Raw genomic sequence first — 20,690 nt, 5'->3', positions numbered from 1 at the left:
TCGGCTGATGCCGGGGCGGCTATCGATCGCCGCCCACGGCCACGACCTCGTGTCAGCTCAGTCGACGTAGGCGCGCTGGATGATCGCCTCGGTGTCCACGCCGGTGGGCAGCGTGCCGAAGGCGATGCCCCAGTCGCCGCCGAACCTGGTGCTGCAGAAGGCGTCCGCGACGGCCTGGTGGCCGTGCCGCACCAGCTGCGCGCCCTGCAGCACCAGCGCCATCAGCTCCACCACGCGGCGGGCGCGGTACTCGATATCGGCGAAGTCGGTGAGCTCCTTGCCGATTCGGTCGATGGCCTCGTCCAGGTGGCGGTTGGCGCCGCGGGACAGGTTCACCTCGGTGAAGAACGCCTCGACCGTCTCCGGCTGCCGGCCCATGGCGCGCAGCGCGTCCAGCGCGGCCACATTGCCCGAGCCCTCCCAGATGGACATGAGCGGGGCCTCCCGGTACAGCCGCGGCATGCCGGACTCCTCGGCATAACCGTTGCCGCCGAAGCATTCCAGCGCCTCGGCCGCGTGCGCGGGGGCACGCTTGCACACCCAGTACTTGGTGACCGCCAGCGCGATGCGGCGCAGCGCCGCCTCGGTGGGATCGGTGTCGGCGCGATCGGTGGCCCCGGCCAGGCGCATCATGACGGTGGTCGCCGCATCGGATTCGATCACCAGGTCCGCCAGCACATTCCGCATGGCGGGCTGGTCGACCAGGTGCTTGCCGAACACCTGGCGATGCCGGGCGTGGTGGGTGGCGTAGACGGCCCCGGCCCGCATGCCGGTGGCCGAGCCGATCACGCAGTCCAGCCGGGTCATATTGACCATTTCGATAATGGTCTTCACGCCCGCGCCCTCCTCGCCGACCAGCCAGCCGATGGCGTTCTCGTACTCCAGTTCCGAGGAGGCGTTGGACTTGTTGCCCAACTTGTCCTTGAGCCGCTGGATGCGCAGCGCGTTGCGGGTGCCGTCGGGCAGCACCCGGGGCAGCAGGAAGCAGGACAGGCCGCCCGGCGCCTGGGCCAGGGTCAGGAACAGGTCGCCCATGGGGTGCGAGGTGAACCACTTGTGGCCGACGATGCGGTAGGTGCCGTCGGCGAGCGGGGTGGCCGTGGTGGTGTTGGCGCGGACGTCGGAGCCGCCCTGCTTCTCGGTCATGGACATGCCCGCGATGAGACCGGCCTTGCTGGACGGCTCGCGCAGGCCGAAGTCGTAGACGCGGGAGGCCAGCAGCGGCTCGAACTTCGCGGCCAGTTCGGGGTTGTGGCGCAGCGCGGGCACCACGGCGTAGGTCATGGAGATCGGGCACATGTGCCCGGCGTCGGCCAGGCCCCAGGTGAAGAACTTGGCGGCGCGGGCCACGTGCGCGCCGGACCGGTCGTCCTGCCAGGGCGAACCGTGCAGACCGTGCGTCACCGCGGTGTCCATGAGGTTGTGCCAGTACGGGTGGAACTCCACCTCGTCGATGCGGTTGCCGTAGCGGTCGTGGGTGTGCAGGATCGGCGGGTTCTCGTTGGCCAACCGGCCCCACTCCTGCGCGGCCGCGCCACCCGCGAGCACGCCCAGCTCCCGCACCTCGGCCTCGGCCCAGCCCGCGCCTTCCCGGTGCAGGCCCTCGAGCAGCGCGGGATTGCGCGAATTGTCGAAGGGGACGATGGGCGGCACCTGGTTGAAGACGTCGTGCGTGTGCATTGCGGGTGACTCCTATTCGTGTGGGACGCCGCGAGATTCGGGGTGGTCGCCGGAGGCGTGTGGCTGGACGCCGAGGGCGCGCAGGGCGAAGGCGACCAGTTCCGGCAGCACCGATTCGCTCTGGAGTTGTTCGGAGAGCGGGCCGACGAGCACCTCGCCGATGGCCCCGACCAGCGCGGTCGCGGAGGTGCGCGGATCCTGAGGCGGCAGTTGACCGGTGGCGATGCCGTCGGAGATGGCGGACACGTAGGTCTCGGCGAAGGCCCGGCGGAAGCGCAGGCGTTCGGCGTCGACGGCGGCGTCCACCGGTTCGGCGAGCAGCACGTAGGCGAGTTTGGGGTTCTTGAGGGCGCGGCCGGCGAAGGTCTCGACGGCGGCGGTGACCCGGTCCGGGGCAGTACGCCCCTCCCCCGCCGCCCCGGCCGCGGCGACGGCGTCGACCTCGCGGGTGACGACCTCGCGGAAGACGGCGGTGACGAGCTCGGCCTTGCCGCTGAAGTTCTTGTACACCGTCCCGGTGGCGACTCCGGCCTCGGCGGCGACCGCGGCCATGGACAGTCCGGCGAACCCGTCGCGGGACAGCACGGTCATGGCGGCGCGCACGATCGACCCCGCCTGAGCATCCAGGCGGGCCTGGACAGCGGGGGTTCTGCGATAGGCCACACAAGAAGTGAACCACCAATTCATTTCTTGACGCAAGCCCACCCGTCGCCCACGACCACCCTCGACCGAGGCGCTCCGCGCCGCTGTGCAGAACCCACTGACGGCGTACTGTCGGCCACGTGACAGTACGAGTGGAGCGCAACGGCCCCGTCTACACCGTGATCCTGCACCGCCCCGAAGCCCGCAACGCGGTCGACGGCCCCACCGCGAAAGCCCTGGCCGACGCCTTCCGCGACTTCGACGCCGACCCCACCGCCGCGGTCGCCGTGCTGTGGGGCGACGGCGGCACCTTCTGCGCCGGCGCCGACCTCAAGGCCCTCGGCACCGAACGCTCCAATGAGGTCACCGAGGACGGCGACGGACCCATGGGCCCGACCCGCATGAAGCTGTCCAAGCCCGTCATCGCCGCGGTCTCCGGGTACGCGGTCGCGGGCGGCATCGAGCTGGCACTCTGGTGTGATCTGCGAATCGCGGAGCAGGACAGCACCTTCGGCGTGTTCTGCCGCCGCTGGGGCGTACCGCTGATCGACGGCGGCACCGTGCGGCTGCCCCGCATCATCGGCGAGGGCCGCGCCATGGACCTGATTCTCACCGGCCGGGCCGTCGGCGCCACCGAGGCGCTGCAGATCGGGCTGGTCAACCGGGTGGTGCCGAACGGCGAATCCCGCCGCGCCGCCGAGGAACTCGCGCTCGAGCTGGCCACGCTGCCGCAGACCTGCCTGCGCTCGGACCGCATGTCGGTGCTGGAGCAGAACGGCCTGGAGGAGTCCGAGGCCATCGCCAACGAGCTGCGCCACGGCATGAAGGCCCTGATGGACGGCGCGCTGGACGGGGCGCAGCGCTTCGCCTCGGGCGCGGGCCGCCACGGCCACCCGGCCTGATCCGGGCTCCGGTTCGCCGGTCGTGCGAAAGCCCCGAATACGCGCGGCAGCAGCCCATGGAACCGATCGGTACGCTAGCCGTTCGATGGATCGGCTGAGCGTGCTGGACGAGATCTTCCTGCGGTCGCATCGGGGCATGGGCACCCCGATCGTCCTGCAGGGACTCTGGCGTACCGCCGAACCGGTACATCCGGCCCTGCTCTGGCGGGTGCACCGCGATCTGCGCACCGGGCCGCTCGGCCGCCGGGTGGTGCGCTCGCGGGTGCCCGGGGCACGGCGGCGCTGGCAGCCGAACGAGACCGCGCACCCGTTCACCATGACGCCGGAGCCGATTCCGCGTGCGGCCGTATTGGATTGGGCCGACCGCCAGGGCGCGGACCTCGATCCCGAGGCCGGGCCGGGCTGGCGGCTGTCGGCGGCACGCCTCGACGACGGCGGCTGCCTGGTCGCGCTGACCTGTTCGCACGCGCTGGCCGACGGCCGCGCGCTGACCCTGGCCATCGACAACGCACTGTCCGGCAGCCCGCTCGCGGCGCCCCTTGCGGGACATTCGGATTGGGCCGACGCCCGGCGCATGTGGGCCACGGTCCTGGGTGGGACCGCTCGCGCGCTGCGGCGCGGCCTTCCCGCACGCCCGGCCACACCCGAAGCGCGAAAGGTGGTGCCGGGCACCGCGAATGCCCTGCCCGGAACCGCCACCACCTGCGGGACGGTGCTGGAGATCCCGGCCCGGGACTGGAACCGCGTCGCGGTCGCGCACGCGGGCACGGCCAACAGCCTGTTCGTCCATCTGATCGCGAAGATGCTGTGGTCCAGCGGTTTTCCCGCCGACACCATAGCCGCCAGCCTCCCGGTCGACACCCGTGACGAGCCGCGTGTGGACAACGACATGTCCATGACCGAGGTCGCCATCACCCGCGACGACACCCCGGCGACCCTGCGCCGCAAGGCCCGTGCGGCCTACGAGCACCGCATGACCAGCCCGGGCGGCATCCCCGAGGAGATCCTCCAGGTCATGCCCGACCGGTGGGCGTATCGGCTGGCCCGGGGCGCGGGCGAGCGAGACGTCCTGTGCTCCAATATCGGCAACCTGCCCGAGTCGCTGCTGGCGCTGGGCCCGCACTCGTGCACCGGGGTGGCGGCCCGCGCCATCCACCCCGGGCTCCGGCCCGACGCCCTGCCCCGGACCCGGCTCTCGGGGTACCTGACCCGGATCGCCGACACCTACACACTGTCGCTGATCGGCCTGGATCCGGACGCCATCCCGACCTCCGCCGCGCTCACCGCGCTTGCCGAGACGGAACTGTCCGCACTCGGCCTGTCCGGTACGGCCTGGTGACCGCCGCTCAGGTGAGGGCGGGGATCCGAACCCCCTGCCACGCCAGGCGTTTGGTGCGGTCCGGGTCGAGTTCGACGCGGCCGGGCGAATCGATGATCAGCGTCGCGCGCTGCTCCTCGGTGTAGGCGGGCCAGGCCGGCAGCGGAGTTCCGGTGCGGGCGAAGGCCAGCCAGTTGTCCTGGAACTGGCTCGACACCTCACGGAAGCCGCGGTGGCCGCCGAGCGCGGTCATGGCACGGCCGAAGGACGAATCGACCGCGCCGAAGACGGGGATCAGATCCAGGGCGTGCGTGGCGCCGAAACCACTCAAATGGATTGCGCGCGGGGCGAAGTCGTAGCGGTACGCGTAGGTCGGCGCGTACCGGCTGTGTGCCTCCATGACGCGGACGGAGGGCCGCCAGAAGGTGAAGTCGCCGCCCATGCGGACGGAGGCCCGCTTGCCCGGAAAACCGGGATAAGCCGCGGCGACCCGGGATTCGACGGCCGCGCCGAACTCGGACAGCGTCTCGTGCAGGCGCTCCTGCGAGGTCGGCATGGACTGGCCGAGTTTGGTGAAGATGGGGCTGTCGCCGCCCTCGCCCAGGGCCTGATCCACATGGCGCAGCAGCCAGCGCATGCGATCGGGGGTGGTGGGCAGGGTGTCGTCGAAGCGCACGAAAAGGGTGGCCTCGTCCCGGTTGGTCCCGATGATGAGCGGCACCCGGTGCGCGGTGCCGGTGGCGAACGCGGCCAGCGGTGCGGCGGGCAGGAATTCGCCGTCCACCACCGGGGCCACCGGGAACAGGCCCGGCTGCTGGTGCATGATCCGGGCGACCGCGTGATCGACGGCCTTGCGGATGTCGTTCGCACCGGCGGTGCGCAACGCCTTGGCGGCGTCCCCGGGGGCGATGCCGAGGTCGTCGAGGCAGCGGCGGGCGAACAGCCGGGCTTCGGCCTGACTCGGGGCCCAGTCCGCGGGCGCGCTCTGGGCGATGCCGCGGTGGAACAGCCCGGCCGCGGCGGGGGTGGCCATGAGGGCCAGCACCGCGTGCGCCCCGGCCGATTCGCCGAAGATGGTGACATTGTTCGGGTCGCCGCCGAACGCGGCGATATTGCGCTGCACCCATTCCAGGGCCGCGACCTGATCACGCAGGCCCAGGTTGGAGTCGAATCGGCTGTCGGGCGTGGAGTATTCACCGAAGTCGACGTAGCCGAAGGCGCCGAGCCGGTAGTTGACCGACACCACGATGACATCTCCGCGAAGCGCCAGCCGGGCGCCGGAATACAGCCGCAGCGCGGAGGTTCCGATCATGTAGCCGCCGCCGTGGATGAACACCATGACCGGGCGGGGCGTGGCCGACGGCGCGTTCGGCGCGGTCACGTTCAGCGTGAGGCAATCCTCGCCGGTCGGCTGTGCCTGCCGCGGCCCGATCCGCGCGCCGTCCCGGTGTTGCATTGCGGCATAACCGAAGTCGGTGGCGTCGCGCACCCCGCTCCACGGTTGCACCGGCCGCGGCGCCCGGAAACGGAACTCCCCGACCGGAGCCGCCGCGAAAGGAATGGACCGCCAGCGTGAAACGCGGCGGCCCCGGAGTCCGCGAACCGTGCCGTCCGCGGTCGTGATGTCTGTCGTTGCCACCATTCACAAAGGGTAGTCCCAACTCTCGGGGGCTCCCAGGGCCTCGGACCACGGAGCACGAAGGTGGCGGGAACGGACGACCCGCCGGCCGGCGGGAACGGCCGGACGGCGGGGTGGGCGGTTACTGCAGGTAGCCCTCGACCTGGCGGGCGGGGTTGACCTGGGCCTCGTCGGGGTTGCGCCCCTGGTCCATGCGGGCGCGGCGCTGACGCAGCAGGTCCCAGCACTGGTCGAGCTGGACCTCGATCTCGGCCAGCTGGCGGCGCTCGGCCTCGGGGTCGAGTTCGCCGCCGGTGGTCTTGGCCCGGAGCTCGTGCTCACGATCCACGAGTTCCTTGATGCGCGCGTGGATGTCCTTTTCGGTCATGCGGACCACTCTACGACCCGGGCCAGCGCCGTCCCCGCCGACCGAACCGCGCGTGGCAGCTCCGCCGCAGGCAGCGCGGCATATCCGAGGGCGATGCCGAAGGTGTGCCGGGCGCCCAGATGGTGGCGGGCCAGCGCGTCGAGGTGGACGCCGAGCTCGCGGGCGGTGGCCACCGCGCGGTCCTCCTGCTCCGGGGCGGCGAGCGGCACGAAGACGTGTGATCCGGCGTCATCGCCACGCACGTCCAGGCCACGGCCGCGCAGCTCGTCCACCACCAGGGCGCGGCGGGCCGGCATGTCGCGGCGCAGGCGGCGCAGATGCCGGGCCAGGTCACCGTGCCGGGCCAGTTCGGCCACCACCTGCTGCCCCGCCGGGGCCGGACCGGTGCCGGTGAGTTCGCGATGGGCGAGCACCGCCGCGGCGACGGCCGGATCCGCCACCAGCCAGCCGATGCCGAGGGTGGGCGTGAGGATCTTGCTGGTGGTGCCCAGATGCACGACCACATCGGGGGCCAGGGTGGCCAGCAGTGGCAGCGGCGCGGTGTCGTACCGCAATTCGCCGTCGTAGTCGTCCTCGACCACGAGTGCGCCGGTGCGGCGGGCGAATTCGATGAGCTCGACCCGGCGGGCGGCGGGCATGCGCGCGCCGAGCGGAAACTGGTGCGCGGGAGTGCAATACACCAGGCGCGCGTCCTCGGGTAGCAGCTCCACCCGCAGGCCCTCGGCGTCCACGGGCACCGGGACCGGCCGCATGCCCGCCGCCCGGAACGCCCCGGCCGCCCGCTGATAGCCGGGATCCTCGATGGCCACCACGTCGCCGGGCCGCAGCAGCGCCGCCGCGAGTTCGCCTGCGGCCGCGCTGGTTCCGGCGGTGGCCAGCACGGTGGTCCCACTGCCCGCGCCCAGCCCGCGATGCCGCAGCAGGTGTTCGGCGACGGCCTCCCGATAGTCGGGCTCCCCGCGCCGGTCCTTGCGGATCAACGGCATTCGATCCGAGGCGGCCCGCCACGCCCGCCGCCAGGCGGCGGGGTCGATGGCCTCGATGGACGGCGCGCCCGCGCCGAGATCCAGCGGTCCCGCCAGCGGTTCGGGCAGGTCGGGCCCGCCGGTCTGCGCGCCGACCGGTGCCGGCGCGGCCGTCAGGTAGGTGCCCGAGCCGTGCCGCCCGTCCAGCCAGCCCTCGGCGTGCAACTGGTCGTAGGCGGCGGTGACGACGGTCCGGCTCACCCCCAGCCGATTGGCCAGCTCACGGGAGGACGGCAGCCGATCACCGCCGCGCAGCGCACCGGTGGTGACGGCCCGGCGCAGTCCGTCGGCCACCTGAACGGCCAGCGGCACGCCGCTGTCCCGTTCGACGATGAACGGTAGATCGTCGTCGACCAGCCGATTCACTCGCAAGTGGCCTCCTGATCATCCGGCAACTGGTGGATATCAGAATGCCACTCCGCGCACGACAGTGCGATCAACGACGTCCCCTGACGGCCGAAACTACCGCGGAAGCGAGCGCATACACCACGAAACCCGTTGCAGCGCTGGTGATTGCGTAGACCAGCACGTGCCGCACGCAGTCGTAGAGACTGACGTGCGCCACCGGATCGGTTCGGGCGACGAGACCGGAGAGCACCGCCACCGCGAGCAACGCAGCCAGCACCAGGGCGCGCCGGGGATCCGGCGCGACCGGCCGGGCTCGCCGGTACCAGGCGGCGAAATAGCCCGCGAGCAGCAGCATTCCGCCGATCGAGGAGATGTAGCCGATCACGTTGTACACCCGGTGCGGTCCGATCACGGACTCCCGCAACACGTCCCAATGTCGCACGGCCGGACCGTCGGTATGAGTGAAGGCATCCCAGGCGAGGTGGGTGAGCGCCCCGATGAGGAGAGCCGCCACCGCCGCCACCGGCCCCGGCCTACTCGCGGTGATCCCCTTGCCGATCATGCCCGAGACGGTGCCGCGCAGCGCCCACCCGATGGCCACCAGGATCGCGCCCAGCAGCACGTCCACCGGAAGCCCCCGGAGCGCATGCGTCAACTCGCCATCCACGCCTATCCGCAGGTAGTACGGAAGGTCGGGCGCGATGCTCCCCGCGACAAGTCCTGGAAACCAGAGCACCCGGCGCATGGGCAGCACAGCGGCCGGATGTGCGAGCGTGAACGGCACGGATCCCCCCAAGTGGTCTGTACATCTTGCGGAGAATTGGCTATTCAGGAATGCCATTTCCCCCTCGAAACTGGTCCTATGAGTGAGACAGCTTCGAACCGGACCCCATTGTCACCGACCCCGCGCAGCAGCCTCACCCGGTCCAAGGAGCGGGGTCGCACCGACCGCGCCGAACTGGACGCGGTCCTCGACGCCGGGCTCATCTGCCACCTGGGCGTGGTCCTGAACGGCAGCCCGGTGGTCATCCCGACCATCTACGGCCGCGACGGCGACACGCTGTACCTACACGGCTCCACCGGCTCCGGCAATCTGCGGGCCGCCCTGACCGGCGACGTCTCGCTGACCGTGACGCACGTGGACGGCATCGTCTACGCCCGCTCCGCCATGCACTTCTCCATGAACTACCGCTCGGCGGTCATCCACGCCCGGCCGGTCGAGCTGACCGACCCGGACGAGCGCAGGCACGCGCTGCGCGTCATCGTCGAGCAGGCCGCACCCGGCGCGTGGGACGCGGTCCGCTCGCCGAACAAGAAGGAGCTGGCCGCGACCATGGTCCTGGCCCTCGACCTGACCGAGGCCTCGGTCAAGGTCCGCACCGGCGGCCCGCGCGACGAGCAGGCCGATATCGACACCGGTGGCGTCTGGGCCGGCGTCCTGCCGCTGCGGCAGGTCTTCGACGCCCCGATCCCGGCCGCGGATCTGGAAGCGGGAGTGGAGATTCCGGCACACGTGCTGGACCGCCGCACCGACGCGGTGGCCGTGGTCTAGGGGCTACTTCAGCAGCCGGGACATGCGGCGGTCGGCCAGGATCTTGCCGCCGGTCTGGCAGGTCGGGCAATACTGGAACGACTTGTCCGCGTAGGAGACCTCGCGGACGGTGTCGCCGCACACCGGGCACGGCAGGCCGGTGCGGGCGTGCACCTGGAAACCGGAACGCTTCTCGCCCTTGAGGCGGGCGGCGTCCTGGCCCACCGAGCGCAGGATGGCGTCGGACAGCGTGGCACGCATGGCCGCATACAGGCGCGCCACCTGTCCGGCGTCCAGCGAGCCGGAGGCGGCGAACGGCGAAAGCCTTGCGGTGTGCAGGATTTCGTCGGAGTAGGCATTGCCGATACCGGCCAGCAGGCTCTGATCGGTGAGCGCGTTCTTGACGCGCTGCGAGGTGCCGCGCAGGATCTCGGCGAATTCCGGTTCGCTCACGGCCAGGGCGTCAGGTCCCAGCCGCGCGATGCCGGGCACCGAGAGCGGATCGCCGGTGACCCACACGGCCAGCCGCTTCTTGGTGCCGGCCTCGGTGAGATCGAAAGCGGGGGTGGCGCCTTCAGGAGTGAAGAAGTGCACGCGCAGGGCCAGCGGTCCCTTGCCGGGCTTGGGCGGACCGACCCCGGGCTCGTCGATCCACCGCAGCCAGCCGCCGCGCGACAGGTGCGTGATCAACCACAGCCCGTCGCAATCCAATCCGAGGTGCTTGCCCCAGTGCCCCACCCCGGTCACGTCGCGTCCCGACAGCGCGGTCACCGGCGGATCGAAGGTCTTCAGCACGCTCAGGGCCGCCACGTCGACCCGCCCGACCACCGCCCCCACCGCATGCTCGGCCAGGAACTGCTCGAGCGCCACAATCTCCGGTAGTTCGGGCAACGGATCTCCTCCAATGGGCGACCATTTCCGTCGTCCACCCTAACCGCACACCCCGACACCCGGCGGATTCAGCGCGCGGCGCCCGCCTGCCGCAGCAGGTAGATATCCATGATCCAGCCCTTGGCCTCGCGCAGGGCCGCCCGCCGGCGGGCGATACGGCCCTCGACCACGCGCAGCGGGCCCTCCACGATCACCTCGTCGGGCATGCCCAGGTACGCGCCCCACCAGATGTAGACATCGTCGCCCGGCACCTGCGTGAACGAGCACTCGCCGTCCAGCATCACCAGCGTGGACTGCCCGGGGACCAGCCCCTCCTCGCGCAGCCGCCGCCCGGTGGTGATGTGCAGCGGCTCGCCGATCTCGTGCAGCACGATGCGGTGCGCGGCGGCCAGCGCCTGCGCGCTGGTGACGCCGGGAATCACCTCGTACTCGAACTGGATGCGCTCGCGTTCGAGCACCCGCTCGACGATGCGCAGCGTGCTGTCGTACAGCGACGGGTCGCCCCACACGAGAATGCCGCCCACCCCGTCGGTTTCCGCGAAGGCCCGCTCCAGCAGCTCGGCCCGCGCCTCGTGCCAGTCCGCGACCGCGCCCTGGTAGACGGCGTCCGCGCCGCTGGCGGGCACGCCCCGGTCGCGCGGCGGGTCGACGATCTCTACTATCGAATGCGGCTGGCGCGCGTACTCGGACAGGATGGCCGACCGCACGTCGGTGAGCTCCTGCTTCTCGGCCCCCTTGCCGATGAGAAAAAACACGTTTACCTGGCACATCGCCTTGATGGCCTGCACCGTCACCTGGTCCGGGTCCCCCGCCCCGATTCCGATCACAAACAACTTCCGCACGGTGCGTAAGCTTGCCAGGCGTGGAGAGCGCCCGAGATACCCAGTACGAGGACCTGCTCCGACTGGTGCTGGAGTCCGGCACCGCCAAGGCGGATCGGACCGGAACCGGCACCCGCAGCATTTTCGGGCATCAGCTGCGCTACGACCTGTCGCAGGGCTTTCCCCTGATCACCACCAAGAAGGTGCACCTCAAGTCGATCGTCTACGAGTTGCTGTGGTTCCTGCGCGGTGACTCCAATGTGCGGTGGCTGCAGGAACACGGCGTCACCATCTGGGACGAATGGGCCGACGCGCAGGGCGAATTGGGCCCGGTCTACGGCGTGCAGTGGCGGTCCTGGCCGACCCCGGACGGCACCCACATCGATCAGATCTCGCAGGTGCTGCAGACGCTGCGCACCGATCCGGATTCGCGGCGCATCATCGTCTCGGCGTGGAACGTGGCCGAGCTGAACAAAATGGCGCTGGCCCCCTGCCACGCCTTCTTCCAGTTCTATGTGGCCGACGGCAAGCTGTCGTGCCAGCTGTATCAGCGCAGCGCGGATCTGTTCCTGGGCGTCCCGTTCAATATCGCCAGCTACGCGCTGCTGACCCACATGGTGGCCCAGCAGACCGAGCTACTGCCCGGTGACTTCATCTGGACCGGCGGCGATGTGCACATCTACGACAATCACCTGGCCCAGGTGCGCGAGCAGCTGACCCGCGAGCCCTACCCATTCCCGCAGCTGCACCTGCGGCCCGCGCCCACGCTGTTCGACTACGCGTACGAGGACGTGGAAATCCAGGGCTACCAGCACCATCCGGCCATCAAGGCGCCGGTGGCGGTATGAGTGGCCAGGGCCGGAGGCGCCGCTCCACCTCCCCGCGCTTGCGGAGTGTGACCATGGAGGCCCCCAGCTCATACCCGGCGGGCACAGCATGAGCCGGACCATCGGGCTGATCTGGGCCCAGACGCCGCGGGGAATCATCGGGCGGGACAACACGATTCCGTGGCGCGTGCCCGAGGACATGGCGCATTTCAAGGACGTCACCTTCGGGCATCCGGTGATCATGGGCCGCAAGACCTGGGATTCGCTGCCGGTACGCTTCCGTCCGCTCGACGGCCGCCGCAATATCGTCGTGACCCGGCAGGCGGACTGGTCCGAGGCCGGGGCGGAGCGGGCGGGCTCGCTGGCCGAGGCCCTGCACATGACCGGCGAGAAGTCGGTGTGGATCATGGGCGGCGGCGAGATCTACCGTGCCGCAATGTCTTTCGCGACCGAGCTGATGGTCACCGAGATCGACGCGGACATCGACGGCGACACCCTGGCGCCGGCCATCGATCGCGCCTGGCAGACGGATGCGGCCGACTGGCGCGAGTCGTCGACGGGTCTGCGGTATCGCTTCCGCCGCTATCGCCGCGCCACCCCGGGCTTGCGGTAACGCCTGTATTCCTAGTCCGGCAATTCCTGCAAACACCGCCTCGAAACCGCCGATCGGCCCGGGTGCGTCCGGCATACTCAGCGATATTCCGGCGAAAGGCAGTCCATGGACAAGAAATCGCTGACCGCGGTTGCCCGCCAGCAACTGAAGCTGGCGGCCACCGCCTCGAGCGGGCGCAGTTCGTTGACCATCTATGGCGGCCACACCCACACCCTGCGCCAGACGGTCATCGCGATGACGGCCGGACAGACGCTGGCCGAGCACGAGAATCCGGGCGAGGCGACCCTTGTGGTGCTGAGCGGGGTGCTGGTGGTGATCAGCGGCACCAACGAGTGGAAGGGCTCGGCGGGTGACCTGATTGTGATCCCCAACGCCCGCCACAGCGTGAAAGCCATCGATGACGTGGCATTTCTGTTGACCGTCGCCAAATAGTCCGGGGGACGCGGGCATACCGGACGGGTCGGCGGTCGGCCGCACCGCATAAGGTGGTGCCCATGGGTGAGCCACAGCCGATCCTCGACCCGCTCACACCGGCCGCGATCTTCCTCGTCGTCACCATCGACGAAGGTGGCGAGTCGGTGGCGCGGGATTTGCTCGCAGATCTGCCCGGGTTGCGCCGCTCCGTCGGATTCCGGGTGCCCGGATCCGGCCTCGCGTGCATCACCAGCATCGGGTCCGCCGCCTGGGACCGCCTGTTCTCCGGGCCGAAACCCGCACAGCTGCACGAGTTTCCGGGTTTCATCGGTGAGCGGCACCAGGCCCCGGCCACGCCGGGCGACCTGCTGTTCCATCTCAAGGCCGAAACCCAGGACGCCTGTTTCGAATTGGCGATGAAGATCGCCGAGCGGCTGTCCGGCGCGGCCACCATCGTGGATCAGACGGTCGGCTTCCGCTATTTCGAGCAGCGCGATCTGCTCGGATTCGTGGACGGCACCGAGAATCCGGAGGGCCGGCTCGCCGCCACCGCCGCGCTGGTCGGCGACGAGGATCCCGAGTTCGCCGGTGGCAGTTACGTCATCGTGCAGAAGTACCTGCACGATCTGGGCTCGTGGAAGGCGCTGTCCACCACCGAACAGGAAAAGGTCATCGGGCGAACGAAACTCGACGACTTCGAACTGTCCGACGCCGACAAGCCCGCGAATTCTCATGTGGCCGTGAACGATCAGGACGAGATCGGCAACATCGTGCGTGCCAATATGCCGTTCGGCTCGATCCAGGACGGCGAATTCGGCACCTATTACATCGCCTACGCCGACGACCCCGCCATCACCGAGAACATGCTGGTCCGCATGTTCCTGGGCACGGCCGACGCCGCCTACGACCGCATCCTGGATTTCTCCACGGCGGTCACCGGCACCTCGTTCTTCGCCCCGCCCGCAGGTTTTTTCGACGCACTGCCGGATGCACCCACCGCGTCCGCGGCCCGGCTCGATTCTGGACTGCGCTCCGCCTCCCCGCGCTTGGAGCGGGGGAGCGAAGCGGAGGAGCGGAGGAGGGAAGAATCGAGCTTGCAGGGCCGCGGACAGCCGGAGCGAAGCGGAGGCAAATTGGACACGGGATCCCTCGGCATCGGGGCCCTACGCAATCGTTGAACCGACGCTACGGAATCGTTGAACCGAACGGAGCTGACGCATGAACAACCTGCATCGCGAACTCGCGCCCATCACCTCGGAGGCCTGGTCGGCCATCGAGGAGGAGGCGACGCGAACCTTCAAGCGGCACATCGCCGGTCGCCGCGTGGTCGATCTGTCCGGCCCGCACGGCACCGACTACTCCGCCGCCGGACTGGGCCGTACCTCCACCATCACCTCCCCCGGTGACGGAGTGCAGGCCCGCCAGCGCGTGGTGCTGCCGCTGGTGGAGCTGCGGGTGCCGTTCACGCTCTCCCGCGAGGAGCTGGACAATATCGAGCGCGGCGCGCACGACGCCGATCTGGATCCGGTGAAGACCGCGGCCAAGAAGATCGCATTCGCCGAGGACCGCGCCATTTTCGAGGGCTATCCGGCGGCCGGGATCATCGGCGTCCGGGCCTCCACCTCGTGCGAGCCGGTGAAGCTGCCCGGCGACCCGCGCCTGGCCCCGGAGGCGGTGGCGCAGGCGCTGAGCAAGCTGCGGCTGGCGGGTGTGGACGGGCCGTACTCGGTGCTGCTGTCGGCGGATCTGTACACCGCGGTGAGCGAGACCTCCGATCACGGGCACCCGATCCGCACTCATATCGAGCGGCTCATCGACGGTGACATCATCTGGGCGCCGGCCATCGACGGCGCGTTCGTCCTGTCCACGCGCGGTGGCGATTTCGATCTGCAGATCGGCCAGGATCTGTCCATCGGCTATCTCTCGCACGATGCCGAGACGGTGCAGCTGTACTTCCAGGAGAGCCTGACGTTCCTGGTGTACACCGCCGAGGCGGCGGTCCCGCTCGAGGCGTGACCAGCTGATCCGGGACGAAACTAGGTGAGCCGGAAGCGGTTTCGATACTCCGTCGGCGTGGTGTCCAGTACGCGCCGGAAGGCCCGGGTGAGGGTGTCGGTGGTGTTGAAACCGCTCAGGGTCGCCACCCGTTCGAGCGTGTGATCGGTCGTCTCGAGCTGATTGCGCGCGAATTCGACTCGGGCGGACTCGATATAGGCCGCCGGGGTGGCGCCGAGATCGGTCTTGAAGATGCGGGTCAGCTGCCGTTCGCTGACATGGGCCTGCGCCGCCAGATCCGCGACCGTCAACGGCTCGGCGAGATGGCGGGCGATGTAGTGGCGCAGGTCGTCGATCCGGCGCGTGGTCGAGATGGGTTCGAGTGACACGCTGAACTGGCTCTGCCCGCTGGGCCTTTTCAGGAACATGACCAGCTGCCGCGCCACGCGCAGTGCGAGGGCGTCGCCGAAATCGTCGGCGACCAGTGCCAGGGCCAGGTCCAGGCAAGCGGTGAGTCCCGCACCGGTCCAGACGTTCTGGTCGCGGATGAAGATCGGATCGGCGTCCACGGTGACGGCCGGATGTTCCGCCGCGAGCTGCTGTGCGGTGGACCAGTGGGTGGTGGCGCGCTTGCCGTCCAGCAGCCCGGCGTCGGCGAGAATGTGCGCGCCGACGCAGACCGAGGCGACGCGGCGGCTGTCGGCGGCCAGCTTCGCCACCCACGCCACCACCCGCGGATCGCTGAGCGCGCGCACCCGGCCGTCGCCGTCCACCTCCACCGAGCCGGGCACCACCAGCGTGTCGATCGCACGCCCGGCGAGGTCGGCGAAGGTGATGTCGGGCAGCACTCGGACTCCGGCGGAGGTGGTGACGGGGTCGAGGGTCTCGGCGGCCAGCGCCACCTGGTACCCGGTGTCCCCGTTCATCTCTCGCTGGAGCAGCGCGAAAACCTCCGGCGGCCCGGTCACATCCAGCAGATCGACCCGGTCGAACAGCACGATGACGACGAATCGCGCCGGTGCAGCCACGGTTCCTCCCTCCCTCGGCATGTCCGAATCTGCAGGCTACATGACATTTCCGACACGCCCGCCGGCCCATAGCGTGAAAACGTCCACCGCACAGGGCGGTTCGGATGTGCAAACCCAGGAGGATCTCCATGCCCGCGCAGACCCTGCGTGACCTCAGCGGCTTCGATCAGACCCCGGCCACCCTGGCCGACGCGACCCTGATCCTCGTCGACTACCAGAACACCTACACCCGCGGCGTGATGGAGCTGACCGGGTGGCAGCCCGCCCTCGACGCCGCCGCCGGCCTGCTGGCCCGCGCCCGCCGGGCCGGCTCGGCGATCATCCACATCGTCAACGACGGCGGCCCCGGCACCCCCTACGACATCACCGCCGACATCGGCGCGATCCACCCCGCCGTGGCCCCGGCCGACGGCGAACCCGTTGTCGTCAAACAGGTTCCGAACGGCTTCCACGACACCGACCTGGCCGCCCGGGTGGATGCCGCGGGCAACAAGAACCTGATCATCGCCGGCTTCATGACCCACATGTGCGTCACCTTCACCACCGAGGGCGCCTTCCTGCGCGGCAACCACCCCACCGTCGTGGCCGATGCCTGCGCCACCCGCCCCCTGAAGTCGGCCGTCGGCGAGGTGACCGCGGCACAGCTGCACGACAGCGCGCTGGCCACCATCGCCGATCTCTACGGTGTCGTCGTGGCCTCCGCCGCCGAGCTGAACTGACCCGCGGGGCCGTCCGGGTATCACCCGTCCGCGTCGAATTCATCGGCGATGCGCACCGGCGGGTACGGTGACCGGCAGTCGGTTTCGGGAGGCGGAATGACGATGGTGCGGGCGGGCGTGGTGCCGGGGCGGCGCATGGCCGGGTACGTGGCCGCGGGGATACTCGCGGTGGCCGTCGTCTGTGCGGGCACGGTCGGGGTTTTCGGCCTGCATCGGGTGTTCACCGGACTGTTCTTCGGTGCGGCCGTCGCGGTGGGGCTGATGGTCGCGCTGTTCGGGCGGGACCGGGTGGAGCTGACCGAGGATGCGATCGTGCGGCGGACCCCGTGGGGCGCCTCGACGGTGGCGTGGGATCGGGTGGTGGCCGGACGGTTCGCGCTGGGCGAGAAGGGCCGCTGGACCCTGGCGCTGGATCTCAACGGCGGCGACGAGCCGCATCGGGAACTGGTGCTGCTGTCCATCCCGCCGGTGCAGCGGCCCATCGCCAACGCCTACGACATGCGCAAGCGTGAACAGGTCGACGAGATCCGAACCATGTTGCGGCACAAGCGGATTCCGGTGATCATCCTGCCGGAGATCGCCGATGCCCTGCAGCGGCACTGGAAGATCGCCCCGCCCACCCGGTGAGCCCGCACACCTAGGGGATCTCCCTGAGCGACCGGCGACCACCGGACGATGCGTCCGCCCCGGTCACAGCCCGAGAATCCTTGGTGTGGCTGGTGATCGCAGCGTCCTCTACGGAACCTCACAGCCACGGCGGATCGGATGCACAGCCGTAGGTGTGAGGGTGATGATCGTGGCGTTGAGCGTTGTGGCGGAGGACTTCCGCCAGTATGGATGGACGATCGAGACGACCGGCGACGGCGTCGACTTGATCACCGGCGAGCAGATCGCGGCCATCGAACTCACCGGGTCCGTCGCTGCCGGGGTGCGCCGGTACCTGCGCGCCAACAACCTCTCCGGACCGGTCATCGAGGTCCCGGGTCCGGAGCGGCGGGAAATCCATCTGGTCGTCGGCGTGGCCAAGGCCGCACGGGCCATCGAGAGCCTGCGCGCCGCGGGGGTGATCGTGCACACCGACGGTGACCGGGTCCCGCTGCCGCAACCCGGCCGCGGGACCGCGTGGAGCGTCATGCCCCACGAGGCGCGCTGGGTGCCGCCGGTGGTCGCCATCGCCGCGGCCGTGCGCGCCGTCGCGGCCGGCGACCGGGCGCGGCTGCGGACCGTGGCCTGCTGACACCGGCCCGATGACACCGCCGCCCGCGCCTCCCGCGCTACCGCGGCTGGCTAGGGTGGGACGGGTGATTCGCACCGCGGCACTGGCGCATATCCGGGATCGTCGCATGTTGCAGACCCGGTCCACCGGCAAGGATGTCTTCTATATGGCGGGCGGCAAGATCGATCCGGGTGAGACCCCGGAGATGGCCCTGCACAGGGAGATTCACGAGGAACTCGGGGTGGCCGCCACCGGCGTCAGCGAGCTGGGCGTGTTCGAGGCGGAGGCCTACGGGCACGCGCCCGGCACCCGCCTGCACATGACCTGCTTCCTCGGCGAGCTCACCGACGAGCCGCGCCCCTCCGGGGAGATCGCCGAACTGCGCTGGTTCACCCTCGGCGAATACGCCGCCATGAACGCGGTCGCCCCCGGCTCGCTGCTGGTCTTCCGGCGGCTGCACGGGCTCGGCCTGATCGACTGATCCTCGCACTGTAACCACCCGCGCTACTTCTGAATGGCAACTACGCCAACCGGATCCGCGCCCCGAGATGCGCCGGTCCGGATTCCGGATCGCACCGAATCAAGGGTGATTGCAGTGATCAAACCGCTTACTCTGCTCGCGACGGCCGTGCTGGCCGCGGGTGGCCTCGGCTTCGGCACCGTGGCGGACACCCGTTTCGACTCCGGCGCCGACTGCCTGTGGGCGGGCGGCGCGCACCCGCAGGGGTCACAGGTGGTGGCGGGCGGCTCGGCCTTCACCTGCGGCAGCGACGCAGCCGGTCCGCACTGGTACCGGGGCGGCGCGGCGGCCGGGAGCACCGTGCCGAATCCCGGGGCGGATACCAATCCGGCGGGCCGCTTCAGCGCGGGGGCGCGCCAGCCCGGCACCGATTACGACGACTACTGCGTCGGCGATCAGCTCATCCCCGGTGTCGGGGACGTCTTCGAGGCGGTCCCGACCAGCGGCGGCCTGCTGTGGAAGTCGGCGGGCCCGGTCTCGCAGTGGACCTTCGACCCCGGTGTGGTGCAACCGAAGACGTCCACCCGCTCGTCCGGGATGTGCCTCGACGGTCAGCTGCTCTGAGCCTCCTCGTCCTCGTCCGCCGCCGGGTAGGGCCGGTTCGGGATGAGGGCGGCCGAGGCCAGGCCGACGAGCAGGAACAGCGCCGCGGCCAGCAACGCGGTCCGGGTGGAGTCGGTGAAGGCCCGGCTCAGGGCGTCCACGATGGCCGCGGCGCCGTGGTGGTCCCGCAACCCGCTGATGGCCCCACCGGCCGACTGCCGGGTCGCGGTGGCGAGGGTGTCGGCGGCCGGCTTCTGCAGATCGGGCACGTGTGCGAGCCGTTTGGGCAGATCGTGGGCCAGCGCCGCCGACAGCAGCGCACCGATGACCGCGGTACCGAAGGCCGAACCGATCTGCCGCACCGTGGACTGGGCGGCCGATCCCTGGCCCGACTGCTCCGGCGGCACATCGGCGAGCACGGTCCCGGTCAGCTGCGCGGAGGCCATCCCCAGCCCGATGCCGTACCCGATCAGCAGCACCGCCAGCCACCAGCCGGAAATGTGCGGGGTGATGAACAGCGCGGCCAGCACCACGGCGACGGCCTCGAAGACGAGGCCCAGCTGCACCACCCGCACCGGTCCGAACCGGCGCACCAGCCGCTCGGCGAGCCCCGCGGCCAGGAGCGCGCCGACCGCCATGGCGGCCAGCACATAGCCCGCGCCGAGGGTGGACAGCCCGAGCACGTTCACCATGAACAGCGGCAGCACGAACAGCAGGCCGAATTCGCCGAGCGCCACCAGGAACGCGGTGATATTGCCCCAGCGGAAGCTGGGGATCCGGAACAGCGCGGGATCCAGCAGCGCCGAGCGGCCGATCAGACGGCGGTGCTGCTCCCAGCGGATGAACAGGTACAGCGCCACCACCCCGAGCACCAGCAGGATCGGGATCAGCGAGACCGGCGCGCTGGCCGGCCAGTTCCACCCGACGAGCGGGAATTCCCGCAGCGGCTTCCCCCAGCCGTAGGTCTGACCCTCGATGAGCGCGAACACCAGCAGCGCGAAACCCGCTGCGCTGAGCAGGAATCCGTCCACGTCCAGGCCCGGCGCGGCCTTGCCCATGCGGGTCTCCGGGACGTACAGCACCAGCCCGATCAGCACCACCGCGCCCAGCGGCAGGTTCACCAGGAAGATCCACGGCCAGGTGAAGTAGGTGGTGAGCCAGCCGCCCAGCAGCGGGCCGATGGCGGCGACACCGGAGACGACCGAGCCCCAGACCGCGAAGGCGATCACCCGGTCACGGCCCCGGAAGAGGGCGTTCATGGTGGCCAGCGTGCCGGGCAGGACACCGGCCGCGCCGATGCCCTGCACGGTGCGACCGAGGAGCAGGGGCCAGGCGCTGTGCGCTGCTGCGGAGAGCACGCTGCCGAGTACGAAGATCACCACGCCCAGGGCGAACATCCTGCGCCGTCCGAGCCGGTCGCCGAGGCGGCCGCTGGTGATCAGCAGCGCGGCCAGCACGACCGCGTAGATGCTGTTGATCCATTGCGCCTGAGTGAAATTCAATCGCAATTGGTCGATGATGACGGGCAGGGAGACCGCGACGATGGTGCCGTCCAGCACCACCATGGACAGTCCCAGCGCCAGGACACCGAGGGTGATCCATTTGTTGCGACCCAGGTCGAGCTGCGTTTCCGTCATTCGTCGCTCCCGCC

At 70.2% G+C, this 20,690-nt stretch carries 23 protein-coding genes; 13 read left to right on the top strand and 10 right to left on the bottom strand.

Going from position 1 to position 20,690, the window contains the following annotated elements; all coding sequences use genetic code 11:
- Positions 1–57: 57 nt before the first annotated feature.
- Positions 58–1,680 (bottom strand): acyl-CoA dehydrogenase family protein, encoded by a 1,623-nt coding sequence (locus tag ACWEQQ_RS29775; protein WP_452350582.1) that lies wholly within the window; start codon positions 1,678–1,680, stop codon positions 58–60.
- Positions 1,681–1,692: 12 nt separating this feature from the next.
- Positions 1,693–2,343, bottom strand: coding sequence for a TetR/AcrR family transcriptional regulator (locus ACWEQQ_RS29770; protein ID WP_452350581.1), 651 nt, complete (start codon positions 2,341–2,343; stop codon positions 1,693–1,695).
- A 119-nt stretch (positions 2,344–2,462) separates the two neighbouring features.
- On the opposite strand from ACWEQQ_RS29770, the gene ACWEQQ_RS29765 reads away from it, so the two are divergent.
- Both ACWEQQ_RS29765 and ACWEQQ_RS29760 read left to right on the top strand, forming a co-directional pair.
- On the top strand, positions 2,463–3,224 hold the full coding sequence (locus ACWEQQ_RS29765; protein WP_452350580.1) for a crotonase/enoyl-CoA hydratase family protein: 762 nt from the start codon (positions 2,463–2,465) through the stop codon (positions 3,222–3,224).
- A gap of 85 nt (positions 3,225–3,309) precedes the next feature.
- Positions 3,310–4,563 (top strand): hypothetical protein, encoded by a 1,254-nt coding sequence (locus ACWEQQ_RS29760; RefSeq protein ID WP_452341716.1) that lies wholly within the window; start codon positions 3,310–3,312, stop codon positions 4,561–4,563.
- A 7-nt stretch (positions 4,564–4,570) separates the two neighbouring features.
- Here the strand turns inward: ACWEQQ_RS29760 and ACWEQQ_RS29755 are convergent, their stop codons facing one another.
- The 4 genes from ACWEQQ_RS29755 to ACWEQQ_RS29740 all read right to left on the bottom strand — a co-directional run bounded on the left by ACWEQQ_RS29755 (position 4,571) and on the right by ACWEQQ_RS29740 (position 8,705).
- Entirely contained in the window at positions 4,571–6,184 is a 1,614-nt protein-coding gene (locus ACWEQQ_RS29755) for a carboxylesterase/lipase family protein (protein ID WP_452350579.1), read from the bottom strand.
- A 118-nt stretch (positions 6,185–6,302) separates the two neighbouring features.
- Positions 6,303–6,548 (bottom strand): DUF2630 family protein, encoded by a 246-nt coding sequence (locus ACWEQQ_RS29750; RefSeq protein ID WP_354836333.1) that lies wholly within the window; start codon positions 6,546–6,548, stop codon positions 6,303–6,305.
- Positions 6,545–7,939, bottom strand: coding sequence for a MocR-like pyridoxine biosynthesis transcription factor PdxR (gene pdxR, locus ACWEQQ_RS29745; protein WP_452350646.1), 1,395 nt, complete (start codon positions 7,937–7,939; stop codon positions 6,545–6,547). The genes ACWEQQ_RS29750 and pdxR overlap by 4 nt, the downstream gene beginning before the upstream one ends.
- A gap of 70 nt (positions 7,940–8,009) precedes the next feature.
- Complete coding sequence (locus tag ACWEQQ_RS29740; protein ID WP_452350578.1) at positions 8,010–8,705, bottom strand: DUF4184 family protein; 696 nt, start codon at positions 8,703–8,705, stop codon at positions 8,010–8,012.
- Between the two features lie 78 nt (positions 8,706–8,783).
- On the opposite strand from ACWEQQ_RS29740, the gene ACWEQQ_RS29735 reads away from it, so the two are divergent.
- Positions 8,784–9,473: a pyridoxamine 5'-phosphate oxidase family protein gene (locus ACWEQQ_RS29735; protein WP_452350577.1), complete on the top strand. Its 690-nt coding sequence runs from the start codon at positions 8,784–8,786 to the stop codon at positions 9,471–9,473.
- Between the two features lie 3 nt (positions 9,474–9,476).
- Here ACWEQQ_RS29735 and ACWEQQ_RS29730 read toward each other — a convergent pair whose 3' ends face one another.
- Together ACWEQQ_RS29730 and cobF are read right to left on the bottom strand one after the other, a co-directional pair.
- Positions 9,477–10,343 (bottom strand): Fpg/Nei family DNA glycosylase, encoded by an 867-nt coding sequence (locus tag ACWEQQ_RS29730; RefSeq protein WP_452341712.1) that lies wholly within the window; start codon positions 10,341–10,343, stop codon positions 9,477–9,479.
- A gap of 68 nt (positions 10,344–10,411) precedes the next feature.
- The gene (gene cobF / locus ACWEQQ_RS29725; RefSeq protein ID WP_452350576.1) at positions 10,412–11,185 is read right to left on the bottom strand and encodes a precorrin-6A synthase (deacetylating); all 774 of its coding nucleotides are present in this window, start codon (positions 11,183–11,185) and stop codon (positions 10,412–10,414) included.
- 20 nt (positions 11,186–11,205) lie between these two features.
- Between cobF and ACWEQQ_RS29720 the strand changes: the two genes are divergently transcribed.
- The 5 genes from ACWEQQ_RS29720 (at position 11,206) to ACWEQQ_RS29700 (ending at position 15,034) form a co-directional block, all read left to right on the top strand.
- Positions 11,206–12,012, top strand: a complete 807-nt coding sequence (locus tag ACWEQQ_RS29720; RefSeq protein ID WP_452350575.1) for a thymidylate synthase — start codon at positions 11,206–11,208, stop codon at positions 12,010–12,012.
- An 88-nt stretch (positions 12,013–12,100) separates the two neighbouring features.
- Entirely contained in the window at positions 12,101–12,604 is a 504-nt protein-coding gene (locus ACWEQQ_RS29715) for a dihydrofolate reductase (RefSeq protein WP_452341709.1), read from the top strand.
- A gap of 105 nt (positions 12,605–12,709) precedes the next feature.
- A complete protein-coding gene (locus ACWEQQ_RS29710; RefSeq protein ID WP_354836345.1) occupies positions 12,710–13,036 on the top strand; it encodes a cupin domain-containing protein in 327 nt (108 codons plus the stop codon).
- 62 nt (positions 13,037–13,098) lie between these two features.
- Positions 13,099–14,196: a Dyp-type peroxidase gene (locus tag ACWEQQ_RS29705; RefSeq protein WP_452341708.1), complete on the top strand. Its 1,098-nt coding sequence runs from the start codon at positions 13,099–13,101 to the stop codon at positions 14,194–14,196.
- A gap of 40 nt (positions 14,197–14,236) precedes the next feature.
- Positions 14,237–15,034, top strand: coding sequence for a family 1 encapsulin nanocompartment shell protein (locus ACWEQQ_RS29700; protein WP_354836349.1), 798 nt, complete (start codon positions 14,237–14,239; stop codon positions 15,032–15,034).
- A 20-nt stretch (positions 15,035–15,054) separates the two neighbouring features.
- On the opposite strand, the gene ACWEQQ_RS29695 is transcribed toward ACWEQQ_RS29700, so the two are convergent.
- A complete protein-coding gene (locus ACWEQQ_RS29695) occupies positions 15,055–16,041 on the bottom strand; it encodes a GlxA family transcriptional regulator (protein ID WP_452350574.1) in 987 nt (328 codons plus the stop codon).
- Between the two features lie 128 nt (positions 16,042–16,169).
- On the opposite strand from ACWEQQ_RS29695, the gene ACWEQQ_RS29690 reads away from it, so the two are divergent.
- From ACWEQQ_RS29690 to ACWEQQ_RS29670, 5 genes are all read left to right on the top strand, one after another.
- Positions 16,170–16,760: an isochorismatase family protein gene (locus ACWEQQ_RS29690; protein WP_452350573.1), complete on the top strand. Its 591-nt coding sequence runs from the start codon at positions 16,170–16,172 to the stop codon at positions 16,758–16,760.
- Between the two features lie 96 nt (positions 16,761–16,856).
- Positions 16,857–17,387, top strand: coding sequence for a hypothetical protein (locus ACWEQQ_RS29685; RefSeq protein ID WP_452350572.1), 531 nt, complete (start codon positions 16,857–16,859; stop codon positions 17,385–17,387).
- A 163-nt stretch (positions 17,388–17,550) separates the two neighbouring features.
- Positions 17,551–17,997, top strand: coding sequence for a hypothetical protein (locus ACWEQQ_RS29680; RefSeq protein WP_452350571.1), 447 nt, complete (start codon positions 17,551–17,553; stop codon positions 17,995–17,997).
- 10 nt (positions 17,998–18,007) lie between these two features.
- On the top strand, positions 18,008–18,457 hold the full coding sequence (locus ACWEQQ_RS29675; protein WP_452350570.1) for an NUDIX hydrolase: 450 nt from the start codon (positions 18,008–18,010) through the stop codon (positions 18,455–18,457).
- A gap of 114 nt (positions 18,458–18,571) precedes the next feature.
- A complete protein-coding gene (locus tag ACWEQQ_RS29670; RefSeq protein WP_452350569.1) occupies positions 18,572–19,060 on the top strand; it encodes a hypothetical protein in 489 nt (162 codons plus the stop codon).
- On the opposite strand, the gene ACWEQQ_RS29665 is transcribed toward ACWEQQ_RS29670, so the two are convergent.
- The gene (locus ACWEQQ_RS29665) at positions 19,048–20,676 is read right to left on the bottom strand and encodes a DHA2 family efflux MFS transporter permease subunit (RefSeq protein ID WP_452350568.1); all 1,629 of its coding nucleotides are present in this window, start codon (positions 20,674–20,676) and stop codon (positions 19,048–19,050) included. The genes ACWEQQ_RS29670 and ACWEQQ_RS29665 overlap by 13 nt on opposite strands.
- Positions 20,677–20,690: the final 14 nt, after the last annotated feature.

Source organism: Nocardia sp. NPDC004123, assembly GCF_053603795.1.
The sequence above is the reverse complement of the archived record's forward strand: the minus strand, read 5'-3'. Positions and strand labels throughout refer to the sequence as shown.